The sequence below is a fragment of the Isoptericola sp. NPDC056134 genome (assembly GCF_042264825.1).
In the GTDB taxonomy this organism is placed as follows: domain Bacteria; phylum Actinomycetota; class Actinomycetes; order Actinomycetales; family Cellulomonadaceae; genus Isoptericola; species Isoptericola nanjingensis.
In genome coordinates, this window is sequence record NZ_JBHJVM010000001.1 from 186,409 (window position 1) to 203,600 (window position 17,192).

The following is a 17,192-nucleotide window of genomic DNA, read 5'->3' on the forward strand; positions in this document are numbered from 1 at the left end:
CCCACCGTGCACTCCCAGCCCATCGACCGGCGCGCGCTCGTGCGCCGGCACGACGTCGTGCAGACCGCCCTGGACCCGCGCAGCCCCGTGACCGTCGGGAACGGCGAGCTCGGCTTCACCGTGGACCTCACCGGCCTGCAGTCGATGCCCGGCGAGTACCCGGTGCACAAGCGGGGCCACGAGCCCGACCGCGACGACCCGGGCACGCTCCTCGGCACCCAGACCCAGTGGGCCTGGCACTCGATCGCGGGCGAGCGGGAGTACGCGCTGGAGGAGACCACCCGGCGGTACGAGGTCGACGGCCGGCTCGTGCCGTACGTCGAGGAGAGCCGCCGGGACACGCCGGGGTACGACGCCACCCGGTGGTTCCGGGCCAACCCGCACCGCCTCGACCTCGGCCGCATCGGCTTCGTCGCGGTCACCAGGGACGAGGACGACGGCGAGCCCCTCGTCGCGCTGCGCCCGGCTGACCTCACGGGCACCCGCCAGGTCCTCGACCTGTGGTCGGGGACGGTGGACAGCGCGTTCTCCCACCGCGGCGTGCCGGTGCGGGTGCGGACCTCCGTCCACCCGACCCGCGATCGGATCGGCGTCACCGTCGCGTCCGCCCGGGCCGCCGGGCTCGCCATCGCCGTCGACTTCCCCTACGGCTCGTCGGACTGGCACAACGCCGCCGACTGGGACTCCCCCGACGCCCACTCCACGTCCGTGACGCCCGTGCCCGGCGGGTGGCTCGTGGAGCGGCGGCTCGACGACTCGACCTACCGGGTGCACGTCGCCGCCGCCGGCGCAGAGCTGACGCACGTCGCGCCGCACCGCGTCGTCCTGCGGCCCACGGCCGACGACGTCGACGTGGCCGTCGAGCTCACCACCGACGGGCAGGGCGACATGGTGCTGCTGCCCTCCCGGGCCGGGCACGCGGACACCGCGGCTGCCGCAGGCGACGCCCAGGAGGTGCACCGCGCCGCGGCCGCGCACTGGCGGGACTTCTGGGAGTCCGGCGCGGCCCTGCAGCTCGCGGGGACCGACGACCCGCGCGCCCGGGAGCTCGAGCGGCGCGTCGTGCTGTCGCAGTACGTCACGGCCGTGAACAGCGCAGGGTCCCTCCCGCCGCAGGAGACCGGGCTGGTGTGCAACTCGTGGCGCGGCAAGTTCCACCTCGAGATGCACTGGTGGCACGCCGCGCACTTCCCGATGTGGGGCCGCCCCGAGCTCCTCGAGCCGAGCCTCGGCTGGTACCGGCACGCCCTGCCGCTGGCCCGGGACACCGCGCACGCCCAGGGCTACGCCGGGGCTCGCTGGCCCAAGCAGCTCGGCTCCGTGCTGCGCGAGACGCCGAGCTCCATCGGCGTCCACCTCGTGTGGCAGCAACCGCACGTCGTCTACCTCTCCGAGCTCGTCCACCGGGTCACCGGCGACGACGCGTTCCTGCGCGAGCAGGCCGAGGTCGTCTTCGCGTCGGCGGAGTTCATGGCCGACTTCGCCCAGAGGGGGACGGACGGGTTCACGCTCGGCCCGCCGCTCGTGCCCGCGCAGGAGAGCTACGCGGCAGAGCGAGCCCGCCTGTCGAACCCGCCGTTCGAGCTGGCGTACTGGCGCTGGGCGCTGCGCACCGCCAACGCGTGGCGCGAGCGGCTGGGCCTGCCGGTCGAGGAGCGGTGGGCCGAGGTCGCGGAGGGCATGATGGCGCCGCACGTGCGCGACGGCGTCTACACCGGCGTCGACGTCGAGCCGTACACGATCCGGACCGACCACCCCTCGATGCTCGGCGCGCTGGGCATCGTCCCCGACGTCGGGCTGATCGACGCCGACGTCATGCGCGCCACCTACCTGGACGTGCTGCGCGACTGGGACTGGACGTCCACCTGGGGCTGGGACTACCCCATGATGGCGATGACGGCGACGCGCCTCGGCGAGCCCGGCTGGGCCGTCGACGCGCTCATGGACGCGGCGGGCAAGAACGTCGTGCTGCCGAACGGGCACAACCACCAGACGGACTCGCTGCCCCTGTACCTGCCGGGCAACGGCGGCCTGCTCGCCGCCGTCGCGCTCATGGCGCGCACCCACCTCGACGGCGGGGCGGGGTTCCCCGCCGGCTGGGACGTCCAGCTGGAGGGGTTCCCCGCCACGGTCTGACGCCGGTCACCGCCGGCCCGGGCGGCGCCTCACGGCGAGCCGGGCAGGGTGACGGCCCGCAGCGGGGCCGACGGCTCCGACGTGCCGGCCGCGTTCACGGCCACCACCCGGTAGGTGTACGCGGTGCCGGGCTCGAGGTCGCGGTCGTAGGTGGTGTGCACCTTCGCAACGCCGACCTCCTGCGGATCGCCGCCGGCCTTGGACCGCAGCACGCGGTACTCCGTCGCGCCCCCGCCCGAGGTCCAGACCAGGCCCGTGAACGTGGCGCCCTGGAGCCCCACGCGCAGGTCGGTGGGCGGCGCGGGCACGGGCAGCGGCACGGTGAGGCTCGCGCTCCGCTCCGACTCGCCCAGCTCGTTGACCGCCGTGACGGCGTAGTCGTAGGACGCCACGGAGGCCCCGATGGTGTCGTCCTCGTACGCCGGCTCGGTGGTCGTGCCGACCAGGGCGAACGCGCCCCCGCCGTCACGGCGGTACACCTGGTACGTCTCGGCGCCCGGCACGGGCTCCCAGCCCAGGGCGAACGCCGCGGCCGACACCTCGGTGGCCTGAAGCCCTCCCGGGGCCACCACCGGGTCCAGCGGGCCTGACGTCGCGGCCGAGACGGCAGAGGACGGCTCCGACTCCCCGCCCGGGGAGACCGTCGTCACGGCGTAGCGGTACGACGACGACGGCTCGGCCGTGTCGTCGGTGTACGACGGGTCCGCCACGTGGCCGAGCAGCTCGAGCTCGCCGCCGTCGGCCGGTGCGCGGTAGACGCCGTACGCGGTGGCGCCGTCGACGGCGGACCAGCCCAGGTCGACGGAGTAGCTCCGGGCGGCACCGACGGCGAGGTCGCCCGGCGCGGGCGCCGTCGTGGACCCCGAGGTCACCAGCGCGCTCACCGCGGCCGACGCGTCCGAGGCCCCGCCGGGTCCGACGGCCGTCACCTGGTACCGGTACGGCACCCCGGCCTCGACGTCGGCGTCACGGAACGAGGTGTCCGCGGTGGTCCCGACCACCCGCATCGCCGGCTCGGACGACGACGCCCGGGCGACCAGGTAGGCGGTCGCGCCGGCGGAGCCGGTCCAGGAGAGGTCGACCCCGAGGCCTCCCGCGGCCCCCGACGACTCGGCGCCGAGGTCCGCCGGCGCGGCGCTCACGGGCTCGTCCGCGCCCGGCACGGGGTCCACGGCGACGATGTAGTTGAGGACGGTGCCGCCCGCGTTGGCCCCGGTGACCACGTGCGACCCGGCGGGGAACCGCGCCTTGAAGAGCTTCCACGACCCGCCGTGGTCGTCGGCGACGGTGAGGTCCGTGGCCTCGTAGCGGTCGGTCAGCCAGGCGGGGCGCGGGGAGATGCGCGTGTCGTGCGCGACCCAGACGTCCGCGTCCACGGGCAGGAAGAAGGAGAGCAGGTCGTCGTTCGTGGCGGCGCGCGACTCGACCGCCGACCGGACCCACTCGAGGCCCTGGATCTCCGCCGGCACCGACGTGAACCGGTAGGCCTTGCTGCCGGTCATCCGGTCCCCGGCGACGAAGTCGCCCACCTGGAGGTCCTGCTGGATCGACCACAGCGCGGCGTTGGCGGCCCCGTTGGTGCTCGAGTCCGTGACGACGGCGCTGCGGATCGCGTCGCCCTCCAGCGGCGCGGCCGGCGCGGCCTCCGGGGCCTCCGGCGCCGGCGGCTCGAAGGCGTCGCCGGACCATTCCACCGGGGTCAGCGGGTAGCCCTTCGGGAAGCCCGGCGCCGCGAGCTCGTTCAGGTACTCCTCGAGGTTCGTGTACCCGTCGCCGTCGTCGTCGCCGTTGCGGTCCTCCGGGTCCGCCGGGTCGAGTCCCCGCGCGAGCTCCCAGTCGTCGGCCATGCCGTCCCGGTCGGCGTCCGTCGCCGGGGTGCCCTCGTCGAGCTCCGGGTACCCGCCGACGTCCGACTCGTCCCCGATGATGGCACCGGTCTGGTGCCGCACCTCGTCGACGACGCGCGCGTCCACCGCGTCGCGCGCGACCGAGGCGCCCGCGTGGTCGAGCGTCAGGTCGAGCGCGCGGCGGGGGCTCTGGGTGTGCACCGGCGGGTACGCGAAGCGCTCGGGCACCCGGACGGCCGGGCGGGCGGCCTCGATCATCCCCGAACCGGTGTCCCGGCCGTTCAGGACCCCGTCCCGGTTGCTGTCGATCCGGTTGTCGTCGAGGAACACCTGGTAGTTCTCGTTGCCCCGCACGACCGCCGCGGTGGGGTTCGCGGAGTTCACGCCGGCGACGAAGTAGTTGCCCACCACGTTGCCGTACCCCTTGGTGCCCGACTCGCCGCCGGCCACGTAGGGGAAGTCGCCCCAGTTGTAGACGACGTTGTTCACGAAGTCCATGACGCCCTTGGTCTTCGGGTTCCGGTCGTTGTTGTGGGCGTAGAGGTTGTGGTGCATCGAGATGGTGTTCATCTCGACGAGCCCGCCCATGGAGTGGGTCAGCCGGCCCTCCGACATGATCGACCACTGCACCGTGATGTTCTTCGACCGCGGAGCGTCGTAGTCCTTGCTCTTGATCGAGAGGACCTCGTCGCCCGCCCAGGAGAACGACGAGTGGTCGACGATGACGTCCTGCGAGTCCTCGATGTACATCGCGTCGTCCGTCGAGGCCGAGCCGAGCCGGAACCGCATGTTCCGGATGACGACGTCGCTGCACTCGACGAACCGGACGGTGTTCCCCTTGATGGTCACGCCGTCGCCGGGCGCCGTCTGGCCGGCGATCGTGATCCCGTGCTTGTCGCGCGCCACGATCTGCGGGATCGTCACGTCCCCCGCGACGTCGAAGACGATCGTCCGCGGCACGTCGCCCGCGGTGGTGAGCGCGTCGTGGAAGGTGCCCGGGCCCGTCAGCTCCTTGCTCGTCACGTGGTAGACCTCGCCGCCACGTCCTCCCGTCGCGGCGTACCCGAACCCCTCCGCGCCGGGGAACGCCGGGAGGGCGTCGTCGCCCGCCGACGCCGGTGCCGCGGGGACCAGGACGGCCAGGGCCGCCGCCAGTCCGGCGGCGGCCGCCACCGCGGATCGTGCTGCTGACCGTCGTGCCCTCATCGTCCGTACCTCTCTGTACGTGCGCAACATTGTGGGAATGCGGTTTCCTGAACGTAGCGCCGACGTCCGTGCACGTCAACAGGAACGACGAGGGGTGAGGAAAGGGTGGGAGGGCGTGCGGGTCAGAGACCGGACGTCGTCGAACCGCGTGGCACGAGCTCGCACGGCATGGCGACGACCCCGGGCTCGAGGCCGCCGCCCGCGAGCGCACCGTGCAGGAGCCGCGCCGCCTCGCGGCCCATCTCCTCGAGCTCCATGTCGACGCTCGTGGTGCTCGGGTCGGAGTTCCACACCAGCGGGCCGAAGTTCTCGTAGCCCACGACCGCCACGTCCTCGGGGACCCGCACGGACTCCCGCCGCAGACGGTCGATGACGCCCAGCGCGATGGCGTCGGAGTCGCACACGACCGCGTCGACGGCGCCGGCCCCGACGTCCTCGAGGATGCGGAGCATCGCCGCCCGCCCCCACAGGGCGGTCCGCGGGCCGTCGGCCAGGTCGGCGACGAGCCGCAGCCCCTGGGCCTCCGTGGCCTCGGCGACGCCGGTCCTGCGGTCGGCGGCCACCCGGTACTGCGGCCGGCCGCTGACGTGCGCGATGCGGGTCCGCCCGAGCCCCGCGAGGTGCTCGACCTGGAGGCGGCCGCCCTGGGCGTCGTCCACGACCAGCGAGGTGTCGCGCGGGTCCCGGGACCGGCTGTGCACGTAGACGACCGGGACGGGAAGGTCCTCGCCGACCGGGTCGCGCTCCTCGGTGCGCCCGCCCACCACGATCAGCCCGTCGACCCGGCGGTCCAGCAGGGCGTTGAGCTGGTGACGCTCGCGCAGCCGGTCATCCCGGGCGTTGCAGAGGTGCACGAACGAGGAGTACGAGCTCAGGCCGTCCTCGAGCCCGTCGAGGATGGGCAGCGAGAACCGCGACTCGAGGTCGGCGGCCAGCACCCCCACCGACGTGACCGGCTGCCGCCCGGGCCCGCTGCTGGCGACGAAGCCGAGCTCGCGCGCGCTGTCCAGGATGCGCCGTCGGGTGGCGGCGGAGATCCTGCCGCGACCGTTGATGGCCTTCGACGCCGTCGACATCGACACGCCTGCGGCCTCGGCCACGTCCGCCAGCCTCGCACGATGTCTGCGCACGCCAGCGCTCCTTTTCGTCCACGCACCACCTGGAAGCGTTCCCGCTGAGGACCCGACCGTACTGCACACGGGAACGCGCAGCCGTCCGACCGCCGGGGCCGCGTCCGGGAACACCAGGCGCCCCTTGCGCGTTATGTCACAAGATTCACCCGCACCATGAGGAGCACTCTTGCGACGCATCCCCCGAAAGGTCGAGGTCGAGCACGAGCCGGGGAAGTTCACCCGGTACCTCCGGCACGACAACGGCGAGGGCTTCGTCTCGCCGCACGCGAGCGTCCACCCCGACGCCACCATCAGGCCCGGCGCGTACGTCGAGGCCGGCGCCCGCGTGGGCGCGCACGCCAAGGTGGGCCGGTTCAGCTGGGTCGACGTCGACGCCGTCGTCGGACGCGGAGCCCGCGTCGACGAGAACGTGCACGTCGGCGTCCGTGGCGTCGTCGGCGACGACGCCCGGGTCGGCTCCGGCACCCGCCTCGGCACCGACAGCCGCGTCCCGTCCGGCGTCGTCGTGCCGCCCGACGCGATCGTCCCCGACGGCGAGACGGCGCACGGCGAACGCCGGCGGAAGGACTTCGGCACGGCCGCCTGACGCGGCGCGCGCTGCCGGCGCCCGCGCGGCATGATGCTCGGGACCGACCCGAGGAGAACCGTGCCCCACCATGACCCCGAACCCGCCACGGAGACGGCGCGGCCCTCCGGCGACGGCGTGCTGCGGCTCGGACGGATCGGGTGGGCGGTGGTCGGCATCGCCGCGGCCGCGGTGGTGGTCTACGCCGCCGTGTCGGCGATCAGCGGGCTCGCCGTCCCCCTCGTCGTCGCCGCCGTGCTCGGCGTGCTGCTGCACCCCCTGGTCGACCGCCTGGAGCGGCTGGGGCTGCGGCGCGGCCTCGGCTCCCTCGCCGTGCTGGTCGCGCTGGGCGCGGTCCTCGGGGTCGCCGTCTGGGTCACGGCCGACGGCGTCGTCGACCAGGGAGCGGAGATCACCGACCGGCTGGGCAGCGGCCTCGACACCCTCCAGCAGCAGCTCGCGGGCACGACGCTCGACCTGTCCGGCGTCGACCTGAGCGAGACGACGAGCTCCCTGGCAGGCGGCGTCGCCAGCCTGTTCGGGAGCGTGTTCTCCAGCGCCGCGGCGTTCGTCGTCGGCACGTTCGTCGCCGTCTTCTTCCTCTTCTACGTGATGGCGGACTGGCCCCGCATCGAGGAGTTCGCGGCGCGCCACTCGTCCGTCCGCGGCACGCCCGGCCGCGTCGTCGTCGACGAGGCCACGGCCACGCTGCGCCGCTACTTCGGCGCGCTCACGACGTCGAGCCTCGTCACCGCGGTGCTCATCGGGCTGGGCGCGGTCCTGCTCGACGTGCCGCTGGCGTTCTCGATCGCGCTCGTCACCTTCGTGACCTCGTACATCCCGTACCTGGGCGCGATCTTCTCCGGCGCGTTCGCCGTGCTCATCGCCCTGGGGTCGCAGGGCCCGACGTCGGCGCTGATCCTGCTCGCCGTCATCCTCGTGGTGCAGAACGTCGTGCAGACGCTGATGCTCACCAAGCTCTCCTCCGACCAGCTGCGGCTGCACCCGATCGTCAACCTCGGCTCGACGATCATCGGCGCCGTGCTCGCCGGCCTGCTGGGCGCGATGCTGTCCGCGCCCGTGACCGTCATCGTGCGCGACGTCCTCGGCCACGCCCGCAGGACGGACGCGGCCGAGGACCTCACCGACCTCACGACGGGCTGACGCCCGGCTCGTGTCAGGGGGTCGTCTGCTTGCGGCCGCCCATCCCGGCGACGATCGAGACGCCGATCACGGCCAGGACGATCTGGAAGAGCAGCTCGATCCAGTCGATGCCGCCCGTGTCCTTGACGTCGAACAGGCTCGCGATCCACGTGCCCAGCAGGGCGGCGACGATCCCGATGAGGATCGTCACGATGATCGAGATGTTCTGCCTCCCCCGGACGAACAGCCGGCCCAGGGCGCCGATGATGGCGCCGATGATGATCGCGGTGATGATGCCCGAGATGGTCACGGTGGTGCTCCCTCCTCGACGACGGCGCAGGTCGCGCCCGCAACGAAGGTACGGCGGACCCCCGCTGCTCGCCCCCCGAACGCCGACGGCGCCGACCCTGTGACCAGGGCCGGCGCCGTCGTGGGCGGGCGTCAGTGCTGCTGTCGGCGCCGGATCCCGACGAGGATCGCCCCGCCCGCGACCAGCAGGACGGCGAGGCCGACCCACAGGGCGATGTCCGCACCGGTGGTCGGGAGCCAGCCGCCCCCGCCGGTGTCGCCGTCGCCGCCCGGGGGCGGTGGGGGCGGGTCGAACGTGTTCGTCACCGTCAACGACGCCGGGTCGGCCGCGATGGTCACCGCGCCCGGGTCGCCGTCGCCCACGGTCGAGACCGTGGACGACGCCGCGCCGCCGTCGTCCGTCTCCGTCACGACGCACTCCGCGCCGATCGGGAGCCCGGCGTAGGTGACGGTGTCGCCCGCCGCGATCTCGCGCGCCGCGCCGCCCGGGATCTCGATGTCCTCGCCCTGGAACGTGCAGGCGAGGGTCACCTCGAACGGCCCGACGTCGTACGCGTCACCCTCGAAGTCGACCACCTTGTCCACCGCCAGCGAGCCGACGTCGAACGTGTTGGTCACGGTGACCACCGCCGGGTCGGCGTCCGCGCCCGGCACCACGACCTGGCCCGGGTCGCCGCCGTCGACCGTCGTGGAGATGGTCGTCGTGGTGGCGCCCGCGGCCTCCGACTCGGTGACCACGCACTCGGCCCCGACCGGCAGGTCGGTGTACGTCACCGACTCGCCGCCCGTGATCGTCTGGGTCGCCCCGCCCGGGATCTCGATGTCCTCGCCGTCGAACGTGCAGGACAGCGTGACCTCGAACGGGCCCGACCCCCAGGCCTCCGCCCCGTCCCCGTCCACCACCTTGTCGACCGTGAGCTCGCCCAGGTCGAAGGTGTTGGTCAGCAGCAGCGAGACCTGCTCGGCGTCGGACGCGGGCACGACGACCTCGCCCGGGTCACCGTCCTCGACGGCGGTGGTGATCGTCGACGACGTCGCCCCGCCGTCGTCGGACTCGCTGACGACGCAGTCGGCGCCCACCGGCAGACCGGAGTAGACCGCCGGCTCGTCCGGCGACACGGCGCGCGTGGCACCACCCGGGACCTCGATGTCGTTGCCCTCGAACGTGCACACCGCGGTCACCTCGAACGGCCCGTCGCCGTACGCCTCGGCGCCGTCGCCGTCCACCGCCTTCTCGACGGTGAACTCGCCGACGTCGTAGGTGTTGGTGACCGTGAACGCCTGCGGCTCCGTGATCGGCGCCGAGCCGTCCACCACGACGTCGTCGGGCGCGACCGCCACCGAGGTGGCACCGCCCTCGTCCGTCTCCGTCACGGTGCAGGTCGCCCCGTCGGGGATGCCGAAGTACAGGCCCGGGAAGCCCGGCCCGAACCGGCGGGTCTCGCCGCCCGGGATCGTGACCTCCTCGCCCTCGCTCGTCGTGCACGCCATCGACACCTGGTAGGGGAACTCGTCGAACGGCACCTGTGCCAGCCACTCCTGGACGTCCTGGAGCGCCGCCAGGATGTCCTCGGGCGTGGTGGGCAGCGGGTCGGGGAGGCCGGGGAACGGCTCGAAGTCCGGCATCGGCGGGGCGAACTCGGCCCCGTCGCCGTCGACCACCTTGCGGACGACCACCGGCGACGTGAGGAACGTGTTCGTCACGGTGACGAGCACCGGGTCGTCGTCGGTGGTGCCGACGGTCACCGTGCCGCTGGTGGCCGGTTCCTCGGGGTCCTCCCCGACCGGGTCCATCTCGACCGAGCTGGCGCCGAAGTCGTTCGTCTCCGTCACCGTGCACTCTGCGCCGACCGGCAGGTCGTCGTACGTGATCGTCTCACCGGCGTTGATCGAACGGGTCGCGCCGCCGGGGATCGGGTCGATGGCCTCGCCCTCGAAGCTGCACGCGAGCTGCACCTCGAACGGCCCCGGCCCGTACAGCGCCCCCAGCCCGGCCAGGTCCTTCTCGACCTGGAGCGACCCGAGGTCGTAGGTGTTCGTCACGGTGACACCGACCTCGGTCTCCGTGCCGTCGTCCCCGCCGACCGTGACGTTCTCCGGGTCGATCGCGACCGACGTCGCACCCCCGTCGTCCGACTCGGTCACGGCGCACTCGGCGCCGATCGGCAGCCCGTCGAAGGTGGCGGGGTCGCCCGGCGTGAGCTCCCTCGTGGCGCCGCCGGGGATCTCGATCGGCTCGCCCTGGAAGGTGCACTCGAGGGTCACCTCGTACGGCCCGGTGCCGTACTGCGCGCCGTCGCCGTCCACGACCTTGTCCACGGCGATCGATCCGACGTCGAAGGTGTTGGTCGCGGTGACCTCGACCGGGTCCTGGGTGCCGTCGTCCCCGCCGATCACGACCGTCTCCGGGTCGATGTCCGTGGACGTGGCACCGCCGTCGTCCGTCTCGGTCACGACGCACTCGGCCCCGATCGGCAGGTTGTCGATCGTCGCGTCGAGCGGGTCGTCCCCGCCGAGGCTCAGCGAGTCCTCGTAGACGGTCTGCGGGTCCGATCCCCCCGCGCCGTCGCCGTCGAACGTGCAGACGACCTCGAACGTGTAGGGCCCCGTGGCGAAGTCGGCGCCGTCGCCCGTGACCTCCTTGAGCAGCTGCATCGAGCCCACGTCGAAGGTGTTCGTCAGCGTCACCGCGTTGCGCGGCTGCCCGACGATGTCGCCGGCGAGTGTGAGGTCCGCCGAGACGCCGTCCGTCACGACCGGCTCGCCGAGCGGGCCGTGCTGCACGGTGATGGTCGTCGACGACGCGTTACCCGCGCCCGTCTCCGTGACCGTGCACTCCGACCCCACGGGCAGGCCGTCGAACTCGACTGAGTCCCCGTCGTCCAGCTCGAACGTCATCGGGTCGTCCGGCCCGTAGCCGTCGGCGTACACGGGCTCCCCGAGGAACGTGCACTCGACCGTGCCGTCGAACGGACCGAACACGATCGGCTCGCCGTCCTGGTCCACCGCGTCGCTGACGACCTCCTTGTCGATGACGATGCTCGACAGGTCGTAGCGGTTGATCGCCGTGATGGTGGTCGGGTCCTCCGGGTCCTCGCTGTCGATCGTCACGGTGCCGACGATGAGCTCGCTCTGCCCGGCGTCCGCATCCTCCGTGATGGTGCACTCGGCGCCGTACGGCAGGTTCGGCACGATCGTCGGCGTGCCGGGGACGACCGTGATGGGTATCGGGTCGAGCTCTTCCTCCACCCAGGTGCCCACGCCGGACGTGCACTGCACGTTGAGCTCGAACGAGTCCGGCGCGTACTGCGCGCCGTCGCCCGTGACCAGCTTGTTCACCTCGAGCGGGCCCGACGCCGTCGCGACGCCCACCTTGGTGCCCTCGGCGGACAGGGAGTTGATCCGGTCACCAGCCTGGGTCACGACGACCCCGGACGCCGCGGCCGAGTTGAAGGCGATCGACCGGTCGCCGGCCTCCGGCACCTCGGGCGGAGTGGTCGTCGTCCCCTCCAGCGCGAGCGAGCTGCCGGGCCGGAAGAGGTTCCCGTCGGCCATCGTGATCACGGCCTTGAACGCGGTGATCTCCTCGTACGTCTCGTCGGGAGTGTCCGGGGTGAGCTCCGCCCACCCGCCGGCGGTCGGGTCGTCGGAGCAGACGGGCTCGTCCACCGGGTCGGTGAGGTCTTCCGCGCAGTAGTCGTCGACGAGCGTGTAGTAGAACGTGGTCGTGCTGCCCGCCGGCGCGTCGACCACCTCGGGCGGGAAGTTCGGGTTGAGGATCGGCTCCCACTGCGACCCGCGCGCCGAGCTGCTGGTCGGGTCGGACGCGGTGTCTCCCGGCGTGGGCATGCGGTCGTAGATGACCACCTTGTCCATGGGCAGGTTGCCGACGTTGTCGACGCGGATGCGCCAGGTCTCGTCATGCCCCGGCGGGATGACCGGGGTGCAGGGGTAGGCGTAGAACTCCGGGTCGCCGGCCGGCTCGACCGGCTCACAGTCCTCGGCGCCCACTCCGCCCGGCGGCGGCTGACCGGGGTCCACGATGAAGCCCAGCGGGTACTGGTCGTCCGTCGCCTTGACGTACTTCGACTCGGCCAGCACACCCGACGGGATCGGCGTCACGTCTGCGTCCGCCTCGCACGCGCCCGTCTCCTCGTTGATGCGACCGGGGATGGTGGTCCCGTCCTCACCGGACTGGGCCTGGCAGACGTCCCACGGTCGGTCGCCGGTCACGCCCGCGGTGTTGTTGACCACCGTGTTGGCGGGCAGCGTCGTCCGGAAGATCACCTGCACGGTGATCGTGTAGACCTGGCCGACCTCGAGCACGGTGCCCTCAGGGAAGGTGAAGGTCAGCCCGGCGATGTTGCCGTCGCGGTCCACGGTCACGTCGTCCGGGTCCGTGGGCATCTGCGGCCCGTTGGGCTGCCCGGGAGGAGCCGTGCCCGGCTCGGTGAGCGCGTAGCTGTACGGCTCGGCGACGTCCGCGAGCCGGAGCTGGGGTCCGTCCGGGTCCGTCGGCATCGGGTCGTCGATGATCACCGGGTCGTAGATGGGCCGGTTCCCGACGTTCGTGACCGTGATGTTCATCGGGAACGCCGTGCCCGGCGGCTCAGTGCCGTCCTGGATATCGGAGTTGAAGTCCTTGACGATCTTCACGCCGTTCTCGGCGTGCTCATAGTTGATCGTGCCGGACGCCTCGGCGTCGCTGGTGACCGGGATCGGGTTCGCCGGGTCGTCGGGGTTGAAGACCAGGTCGGCGCCCGTCACCGTGGCGGTCACGTCGTTGGTGGCGACGCCGGGCGCGTCCTCGCCCGGCGCCGGGTCGTTCGCCTCCAGGTCGGTCGGCACCAGTGTGTCCGGGTCGGAGCGCAGCGTGTCGCGCACCTGCACCGTGAGGTGCACCACCTGGGTCGGGTTGGCCGGGTTCTCCCAGATGCTGCCGTCCGCCTTGGTGAACGTGAACCGCAGGCCGACCACGTCGGCGGCGTCCACACCGTCCGGCAGCGCGAACGCGCCGGAGGGCACCCCGTTCGTCCACGTGCAGCCGTCGAACGTGTCGCTCGCCTCGTCGTACGTCCCGCCCGTGCAGGCGTCCACCTGCACCTGGTCGATCGGGCCGGTGAACGTCGTGTCGGCGAAGTCCACGAAGTCGTACTGGTTCCAGAAGCTGCCGTCCACGTCGGTGAGCGTCATCTCCACGGCACGGGACGGGCCGGTCGGCTGCCCCGTGATCTCGAGGACCGAGGTCGGGTTGGTCTCCGCGTCGGAGCCCGGTTCGGTGATCGTGGCGGGGGTGAACGACTTGGTCTCCTCCATGGTGATCTCCGCGTCGCGGAGCTCTACGTCCGCGGTGTCCCACGCCACGGGATCGTCGGCCGTCGTGCCCCCCGGGTCCGAGACCTGGGCGCCCGCGCTGTTGGGCACGGGGTTCGGGTCGTGGTCCACGGTGATCCGGTCACCGGTGTACCGGTCGAACTCGCGCAGCTTGAGGGTCATCTCCAGGACGCCCTGGTTGTTGCCCGACTCGGTGGAGGCGATGCGCCCGTCGAAGGCGACCTCGACGCCGATGACGTCGGCGAGGTCGTCGACCGTGAGCGCCTCGGCGCCGGCCTCGTCGTAGTCGGTCGTCGTCCCGTCGACGGTCGTCAGGGTCACCGTGGTCGTCTCGGTCCCGTCCGGCGGCACGACGTCGATGATGTCCGTCAGCGTGAACGCGTCGAACGGGTTCGTGCCCGGGGCGACGAGGGGTTCGACGACGTTGTCGTCGTTGGCGTACGACGGTTCGGCGATCAGCAGCTGGTCCACCCGCGCCACCGAGTTGTTCGACCCGGTGATGGTCACGTTCGTCGTCGGGAAGTCTTCGTACGGCGTACCCTCCGGCGGCACGGACAACGGGCCGCCCGTCCACTCCTTGTCGATCCCGACGTTGATGGGCTCGTCGATGATGAGCACGTCGTCGGCGTCGGTGTCCGTCCGCGTGACCGGGTCGCCGCCGTCCGGCGGGTTGAAGGTCGCCGTGCCCCGGGCGGTGTTCGTCACCAGGCCCGGGTCGTCGGGGTTGTTGTAGATCTCGCCCTGGTCGCGCCCCAGCGCAGGGCCGCCGCTGCGGCGGTCATCGCGGAGCTGGAACGTGAGGTCGAGGTGGCGCCCGTCGGCCTGGGTCGAGCGGGCCACGCCGTCGCCCTGGGCCGGAACCGTCGGGTCGGCCGGGAACTGGGCGCGGCTCGGCGACTCCGTGTACGTCAGGCGCACCGACGTCGCGCTCTCCTGCTCGTCGGCCGTCAGCGTGTAGCCCGGGAAGGTCCCGTCGCAGGCCGTCGGGCAGGGGTCGCCCGACGCCTCGACCCACGCGCCGTCGATGAACAGCTCGACGCTCTCGATCTGGTCGTACTGGATCAGCGGGTCGACCGATCCGTCGATCGCCTCGACGCGCGTCAGGTTGAAGGCGTCGTAGTACGAGTCGGCGATCGCGGGGTCGTCGGCGGCCACCGGATCGGCGATGTCGCTGATCACCATCGGGTCCACGTTCTCGAACCCGTTGGTCGACCAGGTGATCTGTGCGGTGATCTCGTCCTGGGTGCGGGCCCGCAGCGTGTAGGGCTCACCGGTCTGGCCGTCCGGGGCGAGGAACGTCTTGTCCATGAAGTCGAGGTCGCCCGGGCCCACGGGCACCGGGAACGGGTCGACGGTGTCGCATCCCTCGACCGGGTCGGTCGGCGCGACCGTGCCCGAGGACGCGCTGGAGGCGCCGCAGTTCTCGATCGGGTCGTCGGCGTCCTCCGGGCCGGTGTAGGCCGCGATGAAGTTCGGGGACACGCTGGTGCCCGGCGGGATGCCCTCGCCCGTGTTGTCGTCATAGACGAACTGCACGCCCTGGGCGTCGGCCGGCAGGTCGCAGTTGACCGTCGCGGCGCCATCGGTCGGCCCGCAGCCGGGCGCCTCGACCCACTCGGAGCCGTTCCAGTAATTGATCGTGAGCGTCGTTCCGGCGGGCACATCCGTGGAGCGGACCGAGGTCGGGACGAAGTTGTCCCAGAACTCGCCCGGGTTGCTGGGGTCGGTCGGGTCCTGGACGACGATCTGGTCCGCGTTGGTCGTGGACCCGTCCTCGCCGAACGGCAGGAGCTGGGTCGGCAGGCCGATGACGACCGTCTGGCCGGGCAGGGCCGGGATGGTGGACGGCGAGATCGACTTGGTCGTCTCCGTCGCGAGGCGGTCCGTCAGCGTCTCGAGCGTGTCCTCCGCCGTCTCGGAGTCGTTGGGGATCTCGGCCGTGATCTCGTTGGGGTGCAGGACGTTGTCCTCGTCCTGGTCCGGGTCGGTGTCCGCCGTGAACGGGATGGTCGCCTCGGCTCCGGTGACGATGTTGCCGGTGTACTCGACGGAGAACCCGACGACCTCGCAGCCGGCCGGCGGGTCCGGCAGCGTGTCCTCTGCCTCAGCGGGGATCGGGTCGGTCGTCGTCCCGTCCGCGCAGGTGAACGTGACGCTGGCCGCATCGGCGTCGTTCGGCCACACCACGCCGGCACCGGCGCCGTCCGTCCCCCAGCCGGTGAACGTCAGCGGGTCGTCGCCCTCGAACGGGCTGTCCGTGCCCGGCGACGGCTCCGTGATGGTCATCTCCGTGGTCGGGTCGCCGTCGTTGGTCGCGCCCAGGGTGACCGTCGTCGGGTCGCCCGCGCTCACGACGGCGGGGTCGAACGTCTTGGTGGGCGTCACGCTGTTGTTCGGCGGGGTGATGACGTAGGTGTCGCTGGCGTCCGTCGGGTCGGACTCGTCGTCGCCGTGGATCACGTTCGACGAGGTCGTGTTGGTGATCGTCGTGGTGTCGGTGAGGTCCGTGACGGCGTCGGTCTGCTCGACGTCGATCGGGATGGACGCCGAGGCACCGATCGCGATGTCGCCGTCGAACTGCACCGTGAAGCCCTCGACGTCGCAGTCCGCCGGCGGGTCGGGCAACGTGTCGGGCGTGGTGGTCGTCTGCGGCTCCGCGGGCCCGTCGGCGCAGGTGAACGTCACCGTGGCCGACTCAGCGCCGTCGGGCCACACGACGTCGCCCCAGCCGGTGAAGCCGAGGTAGGTGAACGGGTTCGGGTCGGTGCCCTCCGTGGGCTCGACGATGACCAGCGAGTCCACCGGGTCGTTGGACGTGTTCGTGCCGCCGATCGTCATCGTCGCGGGCGTGCCGGGGCTCGCGATCGCGCCGTCGGGCTCGATCGACTTGGTGGTCTCGGAGTCGAGGACCAACGGCACCTCCGGGACGATGTCGTCGGTCGCCGAGTTCGGCTCCGAGTTGTCCGAGTCGACGGTGGCGGTGTTCGTGATCGGCTCGCCGTTCATGCTGTACGGGATGTCGTCGGCTATCACCGCCGTGATGAGGATCTGCGACTGCTGCCCGTTGTCCACGCTGTCGGCCGTGTAGGTCACCGTGTCGGTGTCGGTGTCGACGTCGATCGCCGGGTTGACCGTCCCGGCGCCCGGGCTCTGGATCGACGCGCTGACGAGCTCGACGTAGTCCGGCAGCGGGTCCGTCATCGTGGTCGGCACGCAGGGATCTTCGTTGGGGTCCGAACAGGACACCGTGACCACCCACGTGACGGTCTGGCCCGGCTGGTACGGACCGGTGCTCGTCTCCACCTTCTGGATACCCCACGACGCCGCGGACGCCGACGTCGCCGGGATGATCGCCCCCGCGAGCCCCAGCGCGAGCACGCCGAGCACGGACCAGCCGCGCCGGAGCCTGCCTCCTGCGTGCGCGACGCTGTGCTTGCCGGCGTGACGGGCCACACCTCGACCCGTTGAACTGCGACGATCCACCATCAGTGCCCCTCCACACATCGGTGCAAACCGCCC

At 72.2% G+C, this 17,192-nt stretch carries 7 protein-coding genes; 3 read left to right on the plus strand and 4 right to left on the minus strand.

Annotated elements, in window-relative coordinates; translation table 11 throughout:
* The first annotated feature begins 6 nt into the window (after nt 1-6).
* Complete coding sequence (locus ACFCZN_RS00845) at nt 7-2,136, plus strand: hypothetical protein (protein ID WP_430555508.1); 2,130 nt, start codon at nt 7-9, stop codon at nt 2,134-2,136.
* A 29-nt stretch (nt 2,137-2,165) separates the two neighbouring features.
* Here the strand turns inward: ACFCZN_RS00845 and ACFCZN_RS00850 are convergent, their stop codons facing one another.
* Complete coding sequence (locus ACFCZN_RS00850) at nt 2,166-5,156, minus strand: fibronectin type III domain-containing protein (protein ID WP_430555509.1); 2,991 nt, start codon at nt 5,154-5,156, stop codon at nt 2,166-2,168.
* Between the two features lie 155 nt (nt 5,157-5,311).
* The gene (locus ACFCZN_RS00855) at nt 5,312-6,319 is read right to left on the minus strand and encodes a LacI family DNA-binding transcriptional regulator (protein ID WP_430555510.1); all 1,008 of its coding nucleotides are present in this window, start codon (nt 6,317-6,319) and stop codon (nt 5,312-5,314) included.
* A gap of 169 nt (nt 6,320-6,488) precedes the next feature.
* On the opposite strand from ACFCZN_RS00855, the gene ACFCZN_RS00860 reads away from it, so the two are divergent.
* A complete protein-coding gene (locus ACFCZN_RS00860; protein WP_429762977.1) occupies nt 6,489-6,908 on the plus strand; it encodes a transferase in 420 nt (139 codons plus the stop codon).
* 60 nt (nt 6,909-6,968) lie between these two features.
* On the plus strand, nt 6,969-8,051 hold the full coding sequence (locus tag ACFCZN_RS00865; protein ID WP_430555511.1) for an AI-2E family transporter: 1,083 nt from the start codon (nt 6,969-6,971) through the stop codon (nt 8,049-8,051).
* 13 nt (nt 8,052-8,064) lie between these two features.
* Here the strand turns inward: ACFCZN_RS00865 and ACFCZN_RS00870 are convergent, their stop codons facing one another.
* Nucleotides 8,065-8,340 carry a GlsB/YeaQ/YmgE family stress response membrane protein gene (locus ACFCZN_RS00870; protein ID WP_430555512.1) on the minus strand — a complete coding sequence of 92 codons (276 nt, stop codon included), beginning with the start codon at nt 8,338-8,340 and terminating at the stop codon, nt 8,065-8,067.
* Between the two features lie 131 nt (nt 8,341-8,471).
* Entirely contained in the window at nt 8,472-17,126 is an 8,655-nt protein-coding gene (locus ACFCZN_RS00875) for a DUF5979 domain-containing protein (RefSeq protein ID WP_430555513.1), read from the minus strand.
* Nucleotides 17,127-17,192: the final 66 nt, after the last annotated feature.